This is a genomic window from Pararhizobium polonicum (assembly GCF_001687365.1).
GTDB lineage: Bacteria > Pseudomonadota > Alphaproteobacteria > Rhizobiales > Rhizobiaceae > Pararhizobium > Pararhizobium polonicum.
Genome location: NZ_LGLV01000007.1, coordinates 66,042 through 81,713, shown reverse-complemented (window position 1 = coordinate 81,713; position 15,672 = coordinate 66,042). Strand labels below are relative to the sequence as shown.

Here is a 15,672-nt window from a genome sequence, read left to right as displayed (position 1 = left end):
ACGAGATGGCCAGCCTGATCGCCTGCCCCCATTGCGGGCCCCGCCCCAAGGAAGAGTTCACCGTTCGCGGCGATGCCGGCATAACCCGTCCGGCACCCGATGCCGGTGAGGATGCCTGGTACGCCTACGTCTACCTGCGCGACAATCCGCGCGGCCGCCATAGCGAACATTGGCACCACACATCCGGCTGCCGCCGCTGGCTGATCGTCGAGCGCGATACGATGACCCACGCGATCTATACCGTGTCGGATGCCAGCGCTGAGGGAGAGACCGCATGACATCCTATCGTCTTCCCAAGGGCGGCCGTATCGACCGCGCCAAGCCGCTCGACTTCACCTTTGACGGCAAGCCGATGCAAGGGTTTGCCGGTGACACGCTGGCCTCAGCGCTGCTGGCCAACGGCCGCCAGCTTGTCGGCCGCAGTTTCAAATATCACCGCCCGCGCGGCATCCTGACGGCAGGGGCCGCCGAGCCGAACGCGCTGGTCACGGTCGGCGAAGGTGGCCGCACCGAAGCCAACACCCGCGCCACGCTGGTTGAGCTTTACAGCGGCCTTACTGCCAAGAGCCAGAACCGCTGGCCGTCGGTCGATTTCGACCTCGGCGCCGTCAACAGCTTGCTCTCGCCCTTCCTTGGCGCCGGCTTCTACTACAAGACCTTCATGTGGCCGGCGGCCTTCTGGGAAAAGGTCTATGAGCCGATCATCCGCAAGGCCGCCGGTCTCGGCCGCGCGACCTACGAACCGGATCCGGACAGCTATGAAAAGTGCTGGGCACATTGTGACCTGCTGGTGATCGGTGCCGGCCCCGCCGGGCTTGCAGCAGCGCTGACCGCCGGTCGCGCCGGAGCGCGCGTGATCCTGGCCGACGAAGGTTTCGAACCCGGTGGCTCGCTGCTCTCCGAAACGGCACCCATCGGCGAGCAGAGCACCACCGATCTGCTCGTACAAACGCTGGCCGAACTGGCCAGTCTGTCCAATGTCCGGATCTTCTCCCGTACCACCGTCTTTGGCTGGTATGATGGCAATGTCTTCGGCGCGGTCGAAAGCGTGCAGAAGAATACGGCGACCGTCGATCCATACCGCCCGGTCGAGCGCATCTGGCGCATCGCCGCCAAGCACGCCATCCTCGCCTCCGGCGCCGAAGAACGGCCGCTGGTCTTCGGCGGCAATGACATTCCCGGTGTGATGATGGCCGGCGCCATGCGCTCCTATCTCAACCGGCAGGCAATTGCGCCGGGAAAGAGCACTCTCGTCTTCACCAACGATGCTTCGGGTTATGCGACGGCCGCCGATCTCGAAGCCGCAGGCCTCGACGTGACCGCGATCATCGACAGTCGCCCGGATGCCGCCCATACATGGTCCGGCAAGGCGCGCGTCCTGCCCGGCGCTGTGGTTGTGGATGCCAATGGCGGCAAGAGCCTCAAGGGCGTCTGCGTCCTCAACAACGGCCGCCCGGAGACCTTAGCCGCGGACGCGCTTGCCATGTCCGGTGGCTGGAGCCCGATCATCCATCTCGCCTGCCATCGCGGTGCCAAACCGGTCTGGTCGGACACCAAGGCAGCCTTCCTCGCTCCGGAAACGCTAGAAGGGTTGACGATCGTCGGCGCCGCCGCTGGCCTCGGCAGCCTTGAAGCCTGCCTTGCGGATGGCGCGGGAAAAGCGCTGTCCGTTCTGCAAGCGCTCGGCTTTTCCAACCCATCCGCCGCCTTCGCCCCGGCAGCCGACACGACAATCGTTTCCAGGCCACTCTGGCGCGTGCGTGGATCGAAGGGCAAGGCCTTCGTCGATTACCAGAACGACGTGCACCTGAAGGATCTCGGCCTCGCTGTGAGTGAAGGCTACGGCCATGTGGAGCTTGCCAAGCGCTACACCACCAACGGCATGGCGACCGATCAGGGCAAGCTGTCCAACATCAATGCCATCGGCATTCTGGCCGAAGCGCGCAAGGTGTCGCCCGCCGATGTCGGCACGACGACCTTCCGCCCGTTCTATACGCCGCTCTCCTTCGGCGCGCTGACCGGCGCCTCGAAGGGCAAGCATTTCCAGCCGGTGCGCAAGTCGCCGCTGCATGATTGGGCGAAGAAGAACGGCGCGGTCTTCGTCGAAACCGGCCTGTGGTATCGTTCCTCCTGGTTCCCGCAAGCGGGCGAAACGACCTGGCGCGAAAGCGTCGATCGCGAAGTGCTGAACGTGCGCAAGAATGCCGGTATCTGCGATGTCTCCACCCTTGGCAAGATCGAGATCTACGGCAAGGACGCCGCCGAGTTCCTCAACCGCATCTATTGCAACGCCTTCCTAAAGCTGCCGGTCGGCAAGGCGCGCTACGGGCTGATGCTGCGCGAAGACGGCATGATCTACGATGACGGCACGACGAGCCGCCTCAGCGAAAACCATTTCTTCATGACGACCACTACGGCCTATGCCGCCGGTGTGATGAACCATCTGGAATTCTGCGCCCAGGCACTCTGGCCCGATCTCGACGTGCAGTTCGCCTCGTCCACCGATCAGTGGGCACAGATCGCCGTGGCCGGGCCGAAATCGCGGGCGATCCTGCAGACACTCGTCGATGAGGACATCTCGGACGCAGCCTTCCCCTTCCTCGGCGCCAGGGAAGTATCGCTCTTTGGTGGAAAGCTCACCGGCCGCCTGTTCCGCATCTCGTTTTCCGGCGAACTGGCCTATGAGCTGGCAGTTCCAGCCGGTTATGGCGAAGCGGTTGCTGATGCCATCATGGAAGCGGGCAGCCTGCACGGCATCTGCCCCTATGGCGTCGAGGCGCTCGGCGTCATGCGCATCGAGAAAGGCCATGTCACCCATTCCGAGATCAACGGCACGGTCATCCCGTCCGACCTCGGTTTTGCAAAGATGGTATCCACGACCAAGCCGGACTTCATCGGCAAGGCGATGCTTTCTCGCGAGGGCATGGTCGCGGACGACCGGCTCTCGCTTGTCGGTGTCAAACCGCTCGATCCTTCGACGACCTTCAAGACCGGATCGCACATCCTTTCCGACGGCGTCACACCCTCGCTCGAAAACGATCAGGGCTATGTGACATCCAGCTGCTACTCGCCGAATCTCGGTTCGACCATCGGGCTGGCCCTCGTCAAGCATGGCCCGAAGCGCCACGGCGAGCATGTCACGGTCTGGAACGACCTGAAAAACGAATACACCAAGGCCGTGCTGTGCAGCCCGGTCTTCTTCGATCCGGAAAACGGAAAACTCCATGGTTGATTTTGCTCTCCTTCATCGCCCCGCGCTTGCCGATGCAAAGTCCGGCTCCTTCGGTGCATCGTCGGCCGGTTCCCGAATCACGCTTGAAGCGCTGCCGGAAGGCCACGTGCTGCAGGTGCTCGGCTCCAGGGGAAGTGCAAGCTTTGAAGACCTGATCCGGCAGATCGGCGACGGCAACCCGGCCTCCGTCCGCGCCTATGGCCCCGGACAGTGGTTCGTCGTCGGCGACAGCCCGCTTTCGCCCCCGGACATTGCCGGCAAGACAGTGCTGCTTTCAGGCAAGGCCTCCATCGCCGACCAGAGCCATGGCCGCGTCCGGATCGGCATCAGCGGCCCACCCGTCGAAGCCGTTCTCGCCAAGGGCACGGCGGTCGATCTCGATCGGGCGAAGTTTCCGATCGGGCATTCAGCGATGACCCTGATCGGCCATATCTCCGCGCTTATCACCCGTATCGGAGAGAAGAACTTCGAAATCCTCGTGCTGCGCGGTTTCGCCGAAAGTCTCTGGAACGAACTCATTGAGATGGGCGCTGAATTCGGCATCGATGCACGGGTGAAAGGTTAAGGTATCTGCGTTGCCCCACGCCGAGCAGCCTCAATTAAACCGTATTTGACGCTAACCTGAACAGTAATCGTTCTTTGGCCAAAGCTTGGCTATTCGCGGCGTCAGAGGTTTCCGGCCCGTCAATCTCAATCCAAATTTTCGATTGTTTCGACCGGCATTACCCACGGAAACGAGACAGCTATTCGACGTGATTTGAACCAATCCGGCCGATCGCTCGGCAGGAATTGACTACGGATTGACTGGCAGTTTCCCGACCCGGCAGACGCTCCTTGAAAAAAGCGGACATGACCAAAGCGGGGCCAGGCTCCGCTTTTTCATTCCCCGCCTATCATGCAAGGAGAACGGCCATGCCTACAAACTCCTCCCCTCCCAGAGGGCAGCCCAAATCCCGCCTCCACCGGTTTTCCGTCGGTCAGAAGGTCCGGATGAGAAGTACCATCGGTTTGTCATTGCGCGACGAAACGATTTTCCGCATTCTCGCGACATTGCCTGTCCGGGATGGTTCGCCGCAATACCGGATTCGCACCGAGGGCGAGACCTACGAACGGGTAACGACGGAAGACAATCTCGAAGACGCCAAGGGATAGAAGCCGCAAGCGGTCGCGTTCCCATAATTTGACAGAGGAAGGACATCACCATGGCCAAGGGACAAGCAAAGAGCAACAAGGAAGTCAGGAAGCCGAAGAAGGACAAGGTCGCCGCAAAGGCACCGACGCCATTCGGCTCGCTGGTCAAGCAGGCGGAGACATCGAAGCCCGCCGGCAAGCCGAAAGGCTAAAAACCCTTCGCTCGATACGGAAGCCGGCACCCAAAGCGCCGGCTTTTCTATTTCGGCTGTGACGGCGTGAAATTGGCGACAAGCGCATGCCGGTCGCCAGGATAGATCAGCCGCACATGCGTTATGTAGGAGCCATTGCTCCATGTCCGCCGCTCGACGGTCAGACAGGCTGCTCCGGGTGCGATGCCAAGTGCCGCCGCGACGGCATCATCGGCTGATGCCGCCCGGATCGTATGCTCGGCAGCGCTCCACGGAACTCGGTTCAACAGCCAGGGGCCCGGCGCCGTCTCCTCGAAACTTTCGGCTTCCGCTTCCGGCACGGCATTCAGGTTGATCAACCGTTCTTCGAGGCAAAAAGGCCGGCGCCCGGCAAAATGCCGGCACGTAACATCGAGGATCGAAACCGGAGATGTGAGACCAAGCCGCAGACGGTCGTCAGCATTGCTCCTGCGTTTGGTTTTGGCCATGAGGCTATAGTCATAGGGCAGGCCGAGCGACTGTACTTCCAGCTTGATATCGCGGATTTCCAGCACCGCCGACTGCGCCCGCGGCTGTGTCACATAGCTGCCGGATTTGCGCCGCCGCTCGATCAATCCGGTCTTCGCCAGCTGGGTCAGCGCCTTGTTCACGGTCATTCGCGAGCATTTGTACTGCTCGGCAAGATCGACCTCGAACGGGATGCGGAACCCCGGCTGCCATTCGCCGGAGAGGATACGGTCCTCGATATCGCCGAGGATGCGCTGATGCAGCGACAGATCGCCTGTCGCTTCGACAAGCGCTTTGCCTGCCTCCAACTCTGCATCACCCTGCGATTTCACCATTCTCTCGACTTTCAAAGCATTCTAGTCCGGTCCTAGCAGAATTCAGACGCCGCCGCTTGCCTACAATAGGGGCGGCGCCGGATTGGACCGGTCAGGCCAGCAGGTCGTTCATGGCCGCCCGGAAGCGCGACGATATCGCATCGCGCCGGGCATGACGGCCACCCGCAACCTGCTTGCGGCCCGCAACCCAGACGCAATCCGGCCTGGTACCATTGGCAAACAGCCAGGAATCCAGAACGACATCATCGCTCTGACCACCAATGTCCGGCACCATCAGGCTAACGAAATCCGCCGGATTGCCGACGCCAAGCTCCGCCTTCGATGCCAAGGCAATCCCGCCACCTTCGAGCGCGCCATCAAACAAGGCACGGCCGGTCGACTGCCCGGGCGCCGCCAGAACATTGCGCGAGCGATGCGCCAGGCGTTGTGAATATTCGAGCTGGCGCAACTCATCGGGAATACCGATCAGGACATTGGAATCCGAGCCGATGCCGAACTTGCCGCCCGCCTCGCCGAACACGACCGCATTGAACGTGCCATCGCCGAGATTGGCCTCCGTGATCGGGCAAAGGCCGGCAATCGCCTTGCTCTTTGCCATACGGCGGGTTTCGTTGTCGGTCATGTGCGTCGCATGGATCAGGCACCAGCGGCCATCGAGCCCCGCATTGTCGAGCAGCCATTCGACCGGGCGCGCACCTGACCAGCTTATGCAGTCCTCCACTTCCTTGACCTGTTCGGCCACATGGATGTGGATCGGCCCGTCTTTCGCCATCGCAACGACGGCGGCAAGCTCGTCCGGCGTCACCGCCCGCAGGCTGTGCGGCGCCACGCCGACCTTTCCATCCGCAAGATCCTTGACCGCACCCCGGCAGCCATCAAGCAGACGCTCGAAACTGTCCACCGTGTTGATAAACCGGCGCTGTCCCTCGTTCGGGGCTGCACCGCCGAAGGTCGAATGGGCGTAGAAGACCGGAAGCAACGTCAGGCCGATGCCGGTCTGCGATGCGGCCGCTGCAATCCGCTGCGCCATCTCGGAAATATCGGCATAGGGGCCGCCATCAATATCGTGGTGGAGATAGTGGAATTCGCCGACGCGGGAAAATCCGGCTTCCAGCATCTCCATATAGAGCTGGCTGGCAACGGCCTCGACATGATCCGGCGTCATCGACAGGGCAAAGCGATACATCACATTGCGCCAGCTCCAGAAGCTGTCAGCACCGGGGCCGCGCACTTCGGCAAGGCCCGCCATGCCGCGCTGAAAGGCGTGGCTGTGCAGGTTCGGCATGCCCGGCACGACGATATCATGGCGCTCGTCGCCCGCCTGTGCCGTGACACCCGTTTCGACGGAGGCGATCTGGCCGCCCTCGATCGTCAGCCGCACATCCTTCTGCCATCCTGCCGGCGTCAGAGCCGATTTTACATGAATGCTGGTCAAGGCCTCATCCCTTCCTGACAGTCGTCACACCAAAAAAATCACTTGCGCTCATTTTCTTTATGTCTATACATAATAGCACGAAAAGGAAAGGCGAGAAATCGATGTCTTCCATAAAATCGAAACCCGACAGCGCCCGGCCAACCGCCTGCGACCGCCTCTGGCGAAACGCGCGGCTGGCAACCCTGAACCCGGCTCTGCCCGGTCTTGGCCTTGTCGAAGACGGTGTGATCGCCGTGCAGGACGGCCGCATTCTTTACGCTGGGAGCGAAGCCGGGTTGCCCTTTTCCACCGACGATGCCGGTGAGGTGATCGACTGCGAAGGCCGCTGGATCACGCCTGGCCTGATCGATTGCCACACGCACCTGGTCCATGCCGGCGACCGCGCCAATGAATTCGAAATGCGGCTTGCGGGCGCAAGCTATGAGGAAGTCGCACGTGCCGGCGGCGGCATCGTTTCGTCCGTCCGCGCCCTGCGCGAAGCCAGCGAAGACGCACTTGTGCAACAGTCCCTGCCCCGGCTCGACGCCTTGATGGCCGAAGGCGTGACCACCATCGAGATCAAATCCGGCTATGGCCTCGACCTCGAAAATGAGGCGAAGGCTCTGCGCGCCGCCCGCCGCCTCGGCGAGGAACGCGACGTTGCCGTCCGCACCACCTTTCTCGGCGCACATGCCTTGCCGCCGGAATTCAAGGACGACAAGGCCGGCTATATCGCCAAGGTCGCCCATGAAATGCTGCCCGCCATCGCCGCCGAAGGGCTGGCCGATGCGGTCGATGGCTTCTGCGAGGGCATCGCTTTCTCGACCGACGAGATGCGGCGGGTATTCGAAGCGGCCAAGGCACATGGCCTGCCGGTCAAGCTGCATGCCGATCAGCTCTCCAACCTGCACGGCGCGGCCCTTGCCGCCGAATATGGCGCATTGTCTGCCGATCATCTCGAATATACCGATGAAGCCGGCGCACAGGCGATGGCCAAAAGCGGCACCGTGGCTGTCATCCTGCCCGGCGCCTTCTATTTCATCCGCGAGACCAAGAAACCGCCGGTCGATCTGTTCCGCAAGGCGGGTGTCGCCATGGCGATCGCCACCGATAGCAATCCCGGCACCTCGCCGCTGACCTCACTGCTGCTCACCATGAACATGGCCGCGACGCTGTTTGGCATGACGGTCACCGAATGCATTACCGGCGTCACCCGCGAAGCGGCGCGCGCATTGGGTCTCGTCGACGAGGTGGGGACGCTCGAACCCGGAAAATGGGCCGATTTCGCCATCTGGAATATCGAGCGGCCCGCTGAACTCGTCTACCGCATGGGCTTCAACCCGCTGCATGCGCGCGTCCGCAACGGACATTGAAATTTTAAGACGCGTGAGCCGGGCTCCGCGCATTGGTGAGGACCGATCTATGACTCTACTTCTTCAGCCGGGCTCCGTCCCGCTTTCGACCCTCGAAACCATCTACTGGACCGGTGAGCCAGCACGGCTCGATCCCTCGTTCGACAAGGGCATCGAAAAGGCCGCTGCCCGCATCGCGGAGATCGCCGCCGGCAATGCGCCGGTCTACGGTATCAACACCGGCTTCGGCAAGCTGGCGAGCATCAAGATCGATGCCGCCGATGTCGCCACCCTGCAGCGCAACCTGATCCTCTCCCATTGCTGCGGCGTCGGCCAGCCGCTGGCTGAAAATATCGTCCGCCTGATCATGGCGCTGAAGCTGGTTTCGCTCGGCCGTGGCGCATCGGGCGTCCGGCTCGAACTCGTCCGGCTGATCGAAGGCATGCTCGAAAAGGGCGTTATCCCGGTCATCCCTGAAAAGGGCTCCGTCGGCGCCTCCGGCGACCTTGCGCCGCTCGCCCATATGGCTGCGGTGATGATGGGTGAAGGCGAAGCCTTCTTCAACGGCGAACAGCTTGACGGCCGCACCGCTTTGGAGCGCGCCGGTCTGACACCGGTGGTGCTGGCGGCCAAGGAAGGTCTGGCGCTGATCAACGGCACCCAGACGTCCACGGCTCTGGCACTGGCTGGCCTGTTCCGTGCCCACCGCGCCGCCCAGTCGGCACTGATCACCGGCGCACTCTCGACCGACGCCGCCATGGGCTCTTCGGCGCCGTTCCATCCGGATATCCATACGTTGCGCGGCCACAAGGGCCAGATCGACGCGGCGGCTGCCCTGCGCGGCCTGCTCAAAGGCTCGGTGATCCGCGAAAGCCATATCGAGGGCGACGAACGCGTCCAGGATCCCTATTGCATCCGCTGCCAGCCGCAGGTCGACGGCGCCTGCCTCGATCTCTTGCGCTCGGTCGCCCGCACGCTCGAAATCGAAGCCAACGCCGTCACCGACAATCCGCTGGTTCTCTCGGACAATTCCGTCGTCTCCGGCGGCAATTTTCACGCCGAGCCGGTGGCTTTCGCCGCCGACCAGATCGCCCTTGCCGTCTGCGAAATCGGCGCCATCTCCCAGCGCCGCATCGCGCTGCTGGTCGATCCGGCTTTGTCCTACGGTCTGCCGGCATTCCTCGCCAAGAAGCCGGGCCTCAACTCCGGCCTGATGATCGCGGAAGTCACCTCGGCCGCGCTCATGTCCGAAAACAAGCAGATGTCGCATCCGGCATCGGTCGATTCCACCCCGACCTCGGCCAACCAGGAAGACCACGTTTCCATGGCCTGCCACGGCGCCCGCCGTCTGCTGCAGATGACCGATAACCTCTTTTCCATCATCGGCATCGAAGCGCTGACGGCCGCGCAGGGCATCGATTTCCGCGCACCGCTCGTTACCAGCCCGGAACTGACCAGCGCCATCGCCGCGATCCGCAAGGTCGTCCCGCCACTGGAAATCGATCGCTATATGGCCAATGATCTCAAGGCGGCAACCGACCTTATCGCTACCGGCGCGCTGAACGCCGCTGTGTCCGCTGGCATTCTCCCGGTTTTGGAGGCGTGAATGAGCACTTTCGAGGTTAAACAGGGCTCATCGCCCGTCATTCTCGGCTTTCCCCACACCGGCACCGATGTTCCGCCGGCGATCTGGGACCGGCTGAACGACAATGGCCGAATTCTCGCCGACACCGACTGGCATATCCACCACCTTTATGACGGATTGCTGCCGGAAGTGACGACGGTGCGTGCCACATTCCACCGCTATGTCATCGATGCCAACCGCGATCCGGAAGGCGTCAGTCTCTATCCCGGCCAGAACACCACGGGCCTCATTCCCGGCACCGATTTCGATGGCGTGTCGATCTGGAAGGACGGCGAAGAGCCGACGGAGGCCGATATCGCCGCACGGCTTGCCGATTTCCATGCGCCCTATCATGCGGCGCTTGCAGCCGAGATCGAGCGCGTCAAAGCAATCCATGGCGTCGCCGTGCTCTACGATTGCCATTCGATCCGCTCGGATATTCCGTTCCTGTTCGAAGGCATCCTGCCGGATTTCAACATCGGCACCGATAGCGGCAAGACCTGCGATCCCACCATCCAGAACGCAACGGTCGACGTCGTTCTGAACGCACAGGGCTATACCAGCATTCTCAACGGCCGCTTCAAGGGCGGCTGGACGACGCGCCATTACGGCCGGCCCGAAACCGGCGTGCACGCCATCCAGATGGAACTGGCGCAGTCCACGCACCTGACCACCGAAACGCCGCCCTTCGCCTATGACGAAGACAAGGCGGCCAGACTTCGCATTCACCTGAAAGACATTCTCACGCGCATCGAAACATTCGCGCTGACACTGGCACAACAAACAAGGGGAACCAAATGACCAATCCTCGTCACAATATCCGCGACGTCCGCGCCGCCCGTGGCACCGAACTGACCGCAAAATCCTGGATGACCGAAGCGCCGCTTCGCATGCTGATGAACAATCTCGACCCGGAAGTGGCCGAGAACCCGCATGAGCTGGTGGTCTATGGCGGCATCGGCCGTGCCGCCCGCACCTGGGCCGACTTCGACAAGATCGTCGAAACGCTGCGGGATCTCAACGAAGACGAGACGCTGATGGTGCAGTCGGGCAAGCCGGTCGGCGTGTTCCGCACCCACAAGGATGCGCCGCGCGTGCTGATCGCCAACTCCAACCTCGTGCCGCACTGGGCGACCTGGGATCATTTCAACGAGCTGGATAAGAAGGGTCTCGCCATGTACGGCCAGATGACCGCCGGCTCGTGGATCTACATCGGCTCGCAGGGCATCGTGCAGGGCACCTACGAAACCTTCGTCGAAGCCGGCCGCCAGCATTACGGCGGCAGCCTCAAGGGCAAATGGGTTCTGACCGGTGGCCTCGGCGGCATGGGCGGCGCCCAGCCGCTGGCAGCCGTCATGGCCGGCGCCTGCTGCCTGGCCATCGAATGCAATCCGGATTCGATCGATTTCCGCCTGCGCACCCGCTATGTCGACGCGCGCGCCGAAACGCTCGATGAAGCCATGGAAATGATCGAGCGCTGGACGGCTGCCGGCGAGGCCAAGTCCGTCGGCCTGCTCGGCAACACCGCCGACATCCTGCCGGAAATGGTCCGCCGCGGCATCCGCCCCGACATGGTGACGGACCAGACCTCGGCCCACGACCCGATCAACGGCTACCTGCCGAAGGGCTGGACGATGGGAGAGTGGAAGGAAAAGCGCGAAAGCGACCCGAAGGCCGTCGAAAAGGCAGCCCGCGCCTCAATGCGCGAGCATGTCGAGGCGATGATCGCCTTCCAGGACATGGGCATCCCGACCTTCGACTACGGCAACAACATCCGCCAGGTCGCCAAGGACGAAGGCCTCGAAAATGCCTTCGCCTTCCCGGGCTTCGTCCCGGCCTATATCCGCCCGCTGTTCTGCCGCGGCATCGGTCCGTTCCGCTGGGCCGCCCTTTCCGGCGATCCGGAAGACATCTACAAGACCGACGCCAAGGTGAAGGAACTCACCCCCGGCAACACACATCTGCACAACTGGCTGGACATGGCCCGCGATCGCATCGCCTTCCAGGGCCTGCCGGCGCGCATCTGCTGGGTTGGCCTCGGGGACCGCCACCGCCTCGGCCTCGCCTTCAATGAAATGGTCAAGAACGGTGAACTGAGCGCACCGGTCGTCATCGGCCGCGACCATCTCGATAGCGGCTCCGTCGCCTCGCCGAATCGCGAGACCGAAGCGATGAAGGATGGCTCCGACGCCGTGTCCGACTGGCCGCTGCTTAACGCGCTCCTCAACACCGCATCGGGCGCCACCTGGGTATCGCTGCATCACGGCGGCGGCGTCGGCATGGGCTTCTCCCAGCATTCGGGCGTCGTCATCTGCGCCGACGGCACCGACGATGCCGCCCGCCGCCTGGAGCGCGTTCTCTGGAACGACCCGGCCACCGGCGTCATGCGCCACGCCGACGCCGGCTACGAGATCGCCGTCGATTGCGCCAAGGAAAAAGGGTTGCGGTTGCCGGGCATTCTCGGGAACTGACGCTTAGACCGGCGGATATTTCGGAAGACCGGGATATCGAAGAACGACATCGTCGACGGTTATCAACGGAACCCCTTCGATCATGGCCTGAGCAATCAGGATGCGGTCGAAGGGGTCTTTGTGAAGCAAAGGCAAACCCGCAATCGCGATTGCATGTTCGCTGTTGATCGGAAGCTCGATGTATCCGTTTTCGAGCAGGCGATAACGGAGGACAAAAGGATCCGTTCGAAAATCGGCACGGCCCAACCCATGTTTTATCGCCGTTTCCCAGATACTGGCCGGACTGGAGAGAGAAGCTCGCTGTTTATATCTTTGATGACATGGCCCCCCGGGGAGCCGATCGATATCGCCCACAGTTCAGATGAGGATTTGCGTATCGAGCAGAAGTCCCGTCAGTCTTTGAACTTGTCCGGATTGCGGTAGAATATCTCTTCGATCTCATCGGCCATCATCGTATCGAGATCGTCCCGCGTCTTGAATATGCCCTTCATAAGCCCGATGCGGTTTTTTTGGGGGGCTTCCGCATCGTCCAGAGGCACCAGCTTGCCGATCGGCTTGCCGGCTTTGGCGATGATGAAGGTTTCACCCTTGGACACCTTTTCCATCAGGCGTGAGAGATGCGTCTTCGCTTCGTGTATATTGACGGTTTCCATCATCACTCTCCAGCGGACTTAGTCCACTAAACTTAGTTCACTTCATCGAGGTTTACAATGTCCGGTACACGGCAGCCCAACCCCAACCACCCGCTGGTTTTAAAAGCCGATACCTACCGTCGCATGCCCTGGAAAAACGGCGGTGGCGAAACCGTGGAGATTGCGGTGTTTCCGCCCGAGGCCGATCTTGCCACGTTCGGCTGGCGGATCAGCATGGCAACGGTTGCAAGCGACGGCCCGTTCTCCGTTTTCCCCGGGATAGACCGAACCTTGTCCATCCTTGAAGGGCAAGGGATGGAGTTGGACATCGCTGGCAGGGCACCTGTCGTATTGACGCAATTTTCCGAACCGCTGGCTTTCCCCGCGGATGCCGCGACGTCCGCCCGGCTCGTTTCGGGCACTATCGTCGATCTGAACGTCATGACCCGGCGCGGCCAGTGGACGCACCAGGTCGAGAAGCGGATTGTCGAAGGAGAGCACCATCTGGATGCCGAGGGCGGCGTCACGATGCTTCTGTCGCTGGGCAATCTACGGATCGACAGCGGCGACCACGCCGAAGAGCTCGGCCGGCTCGATTGCGCCATCCTCAAGGGCGTTGTCTCCATCACCTCCGATATGCCGACAGAGGCCTACCTCATCCGCCTCGCCGCGAGCTGAGACCTATGTTCTGCGGGCCAGATGGCCAAGCACGTGGCAAATCAGGCGGCCGACAACGGTCGCGGTCATATCGTTGACATCGTTTTTCGGCTGGAGTTCGACAATCGAAAACCCGGCAAGCGTGCGGCCGGTCATGGCTGAGGCAATGAGATCCGTCACCTCATCCAGCCACAGACCACCGGGCGACAGCGCGTTGACACCAGGGCAAATCGACGGATCGAGCGCATCGACGTCGATATGGATCAGCAGCGTGCCATCGCGCGGTATGGCATCGGCGATGTCTGCCATGCCACTGGCCCGCACCTGCCGCACCGTCACCAGCCGCGAACCCCATGCCCTCGTCGCCTCGACCTCTTCCCGCCGGGCGCTGCCGACAGCGCGGATGCCGACCTGGGTCATCGAGCGGACAAAAGGAAGCTCCGAGGCCCGCCGCATCGTGCTGGAATAGCCCAGCGTCTCATCGCTGATCCGGTCACGCCAGTCGATATGCGCGTCGATCTGCAGAATGTGCAGGCGATCGACATCGGCAAGCCCCTGCATGAAGGGGATGGCGGCCGAATCGTCGCCGCCGATCAGGATCGGAATGGCTCCCGCCATGCGGATGTCGCGTGTGACCGCTTCGATTGCGGCGCGATTGCCGGCATTGTCATCCGGTTTCGTCGCGACATCGCCGAGGTCGACGACCTCCAGGGCGCCGTCATTCAACAACGGGCCGTCGAAATCAAAATCCCAATGATCGATATGCACGGAGGCTTCGGTGATTGCCCGACGGACGACATCCGGCGGCGATAGGCCCGATATGTCATGAATGCTGCCGGGATAGGCCGTTCCATGCACGGCCCCAAAAATCGCGACGGAACCCGCGTGGGCTTCACTCGCGGCCGGCAGGTCAAAGAAGGTTTCGGACGCAGGCACGAGCTTATAGGTCATGATCAAGCCCCCTGCGCCGCCAGAAACCGGTCCATGGCGTCAAACGAAAAAGCCCCGACCGGCAGATCCGTGCCGCCATCCAGCGCCAGATCAGCCAGAATTTCACCGACGACACTGGTGAACTTGAAGCCATGGCCGGAGCAAGGCGATGCCACAACGATACGCTTGTCGCCGGGCAGGAGATCGATGAGGAAATCCTCGCTTGGCAGCATGGTGTAGCGGCAGGTGGTGGACCGGACACGCAGCCCGGCAGCGGCTGGAAGGCGCCGCTGGATAAAACCGTCGAGGAGATCGGTATCTCTGCCGTTCACCGGCGGATTGGGCTGGTTCGGATCGATCGGCTCGCGAAAATGCGCGTGACGGCCAACCTTGACGCCATCGACGCCGATCGCCGGAAAGCCGAAGAACGAGCCGTTTTCACCTTCGTCGCGGATGAAGACCGGCATGCGTTGCGGAGCGGTGATGAAGCCGTCCACCGGCTGATACCAGGAGACGACCTGCTTGATCGGCACCGCATGCTCGCGCAACACCGGTACCAGCTCCCCGATCCAGGAGCCGGTCGCAACGATGACCTTGCCTGCGCTGTAGCGGCCCGTATCCGACACGATGACGACGCCGCTTTCGCCCGGCTCGATGGCAACGACCTTCTCTCCGAAATGCAGGACGGCGCCATCACCGGCGGCAAGCTTGAGATGGCCCATGACGGCCACTTCCGGCCGCAGATAGCCGCCCTGCGGATCAAGCAACGCGACCTCGTCGCTATCCAGCGAAAACACCGGAAACCGGCGGCGCATCGCCTCCGGGTCCAGCGTTTCCAGCGGCAGGTTGTGCAGGGCGCAGGATTTCCGGGTACCGCTGACAATCTTGCTGTCCGGCTTGCCGATCTGCAGCACGCCGGTGATCGTCAGCACGTCCTCGCGCAGCCGCGCCTCCAGTGCCCGCCAATTGTCATAGGCGCGCTGCAGCAGCGGCACATAGGACGGATCCTCGAAATAGCCGAGCCGGATCAACCGGCTGTCGCCATGAGACGAACTCAGCGCATGCGCCGGATAATAGGCATCGATGCCGATCGCCTTCACGCCGCGCGCGGCCAGATGCGCGATGGCGGCACTGCCCATGGCGCCAAGACCGACAACGGCAACGTCAAAATGGGCGGTCATGGCAATGTCCTTTCA

General features: G+C 62.3%; 16 protein-coding genes. 10 read left to right on the top strand and 6 right to left on the bottom strand.

Features of this window, described 5'->3' with window-relative positions; all coding sequences use genetic code 11:
* Positions 1-5: 5 nt before the first annotated feature.
* The 5 genes from ADU59_RS11240 (at position 6) to ADU59_RS30880 (ending at position 4,575) form a co-directional block, all read left to right on the top strand.
* On the top strand, positions 6-278 hold the full coding sequence (locus ADU59_RS11240; RefSeq protein WP_068954219.1) for a sarcosine oxidase subunit delta: 273 nt from the start codon (positions 6-8) through the stop codon (positions 276-278).
* Entirely contained in the window at positions 275-3,232 is a 2,958-nt protein-coding gene (locus tag ADU59_RS11235) for a sarcosine oxidase subunit alpha family protein (RefSeq protein ID WP_068954218.1), read from the top strand. The genes ADU59_RS11240 and ADU59_RS11235 overlap by 4 nt, the downstream gene beginning before the upstream one ends.
* Positions 3,225-3,797 (top strand): sarcosine oxidase subunit gamma family protein, encoded by a 573-nt coding sequence (locus ADU59_RS11230; protein WP_068954217.1) that lies wholly within the window; start codon positions 3,225-3,227, stop codon positions 3,795-3,797. Before ADU59_RS11235 ends, ADU59_RS11230 begins: the two co-directional genes overlap by 8 nt.
* Positions 3,798-4,222: 425 nt before the next feature.
* Positions 4,223-4,384 (top strand): hypothetical protein, encoded by a 162-nt coding sequence (locus ADU59_RS11225; protein WP_338012929.1) that lies wholly within the window; start codon positions 4,223-4,225, stop codon positions 4,382-4,384.
* A gap of 50 nt (positions 4,385-4,434) precedes the next feature.
* Positions 4,435-4,575 carry a hypothetical protein gene (locus tag ADU59_RS30880; protein WP_162843352.1) on the top strand — a complete coding sequence of 47 codons (141 nt, stop codon included), beginning with the start codon at positions 4,435-4,437 and terminating at the stop codon, positions 4,573-4,575.
* 47 nt (positions 4,576-4,622) lie between these two features.
* On the opposite strand, the gene hutC is transcribed toward ADU59_RS30880, so the two are convergent.
* Together hutC and ADU59_RS11215 are read right to left on the bottom strand one after the other, a co-directional pair.
* Positions 4,623-5,396 (bottom strand): histidine utilization transcriptional repressor HutC, encoded by a 774-nt coding sequence (gene hutC, locus ADU59_RS11220; protein WP_068954215.1) that lies wholly within the window; start codon positions 5,394-5,396, stop codon positions 4,623-4,625.
* 91 nt (positions 5,397-5,487) lie between these two features.
* Positions 5,488-6,831, bottom strand: coding sequence for a formimidoylglutamate deiminase (locus ADU59_RS11215; RefSeq protein ID WP_068954214.1), 1,344 nt, complete (start codon positions 6,829-6,831; stop codon positions 5,488-5,490).
* 101 nt (positions 6,832-6,932) lie between these two features.
* Here ADU59_RS11215 and hutI point away from each other — a divergent pair, with 101 nt between their 5' ends.
* The 4 genes from hutI to hutU are packed head-to-tail and all read left to right on the top strand — an operon-like array spanning position 6,933 to position 12,257.
* Entirely contained in the window at positions 6,933-8,183 is a 1,251-nt protein-coding gene (gene hutI, locus ADU59_RS11210) for an imidazolonepropionase (RefSeq protein WP_068954213.1), read from the top strand.
* A 49-nt stretch (positions 8,184-8,232) separates the two neighbouring features.
* A complete protein-coding gene (hutH, locus tag ADU59_RS11205; RefSeq protein WP_068954212.1) occupies positions 8,233-9,768 on the top strand; it encodes a histidine ammonia-lyase in 1,536 nt (511 codons plus the stop codon).
* On the top strand, positions 9,769-10,587 hold the full coding sequence (gene hutG, locus ADU59_RS11200) for an N-formylglutamate deformylase (protein ID WP_068954211.1): 819 nt from the start codon (positions 9,769-9,771) through the stop codon (positions 10,585-10,587).
* Positions 10,584-12,257: a urocanate hydratase gene (gene hutU / locus ADU59_RS11195; RefSeq protein WP_068954210.1), complete on the top strand. Its 1,674-nt coding sequence runs from the start codon at positions 10,584-10,586 to the stop codon at positions 12,255-12,257. Before hutG ends, hutU begins: the two co-directional genes overlap by 4 nt.
* Positions 12,258-12,260: 3 nt before the next feature.
* Here hutU and ADU59_RS11190 read toward each other — a convergent pair whose 3' ends face one another.
* The gene (locus tag ADU59_RS11190; RefSeq protein ID WP_244506415.1) at positions 12,261-12,602 is read right to left on the bottom strand and encodes a type II toxin-antitoxin system VapC family toxin; all 342 of its coding nucleotides are present in this window, start codon (positions 12,600-12,602) and stop codon (positions 12,261-12,263) included.
* Between the two features lie 47 nt (positions 12,603-12,649).
* Positions 12,650-12,910 (bottom strand): type II toxin-antitoxin system Phd/YefM family antitoxin, encoded by a 261-nt coding sequence (locus ADU59_RS11185; RefSeq protein WP_068954209.1) that lies wholly within the window; start codon positions 12,908-12,910, stop codon positions 12,650-12,652.
* A gap of 57 nt (positions 12,911-12,967) precedes the next feature.
* On the opposite strand from ADU59_RS11185, the gene ADU59_RS11180 reads away from it, so the two are divergent.
* Positions 12,968-13,567 (top strand): HutD/Ves family protein, encoded by a 600-nt coding sequence (locus ADU59_RS11180; protein WP_068954208.1) that lies wholly within the window; start codon positions 12,968-12,970, stop codon positions 13,565-13,567.
* A gap of 3 nt (positions 13,568-13,570) precedes the next feature.
* On the opposite strand, the gene ADU59_RS11175 is transcribed toward ADU59_RS11180, so the two are convergent.
* Together ADU59_RS11175 and solA are read right to left on the bottom strand one after the other, a co-directional pair.
* Positions 13,571-14,497 (bottom strand): arginase family protein, encoded by a 927-nt coding sequence (locus ADU59_RS11175; RefSeq protein ID WP_068954207.1) that lies wholly within the window; start codon positions 14,495-14,497, stop codon positions 13,571-13,573.
* 2 nt (positions 14,498-14,499) lie between these two features.
* The gene (gene solA / locus ADU59_RS11170; RefSeq protein ID WP_068954206.1) at positions 14,500-15,657 is read right to left on the bottom strand and encodes an N-methyl-L-tryptophan oxidase; all 1,158 of its coding nucleotides are present in this window, start codon (positions 15,655-15,657) and stop codon (positions 14,500-14,502) included.
* Positions 15,658-15,672: the final 15 nt, after the last annotated feature.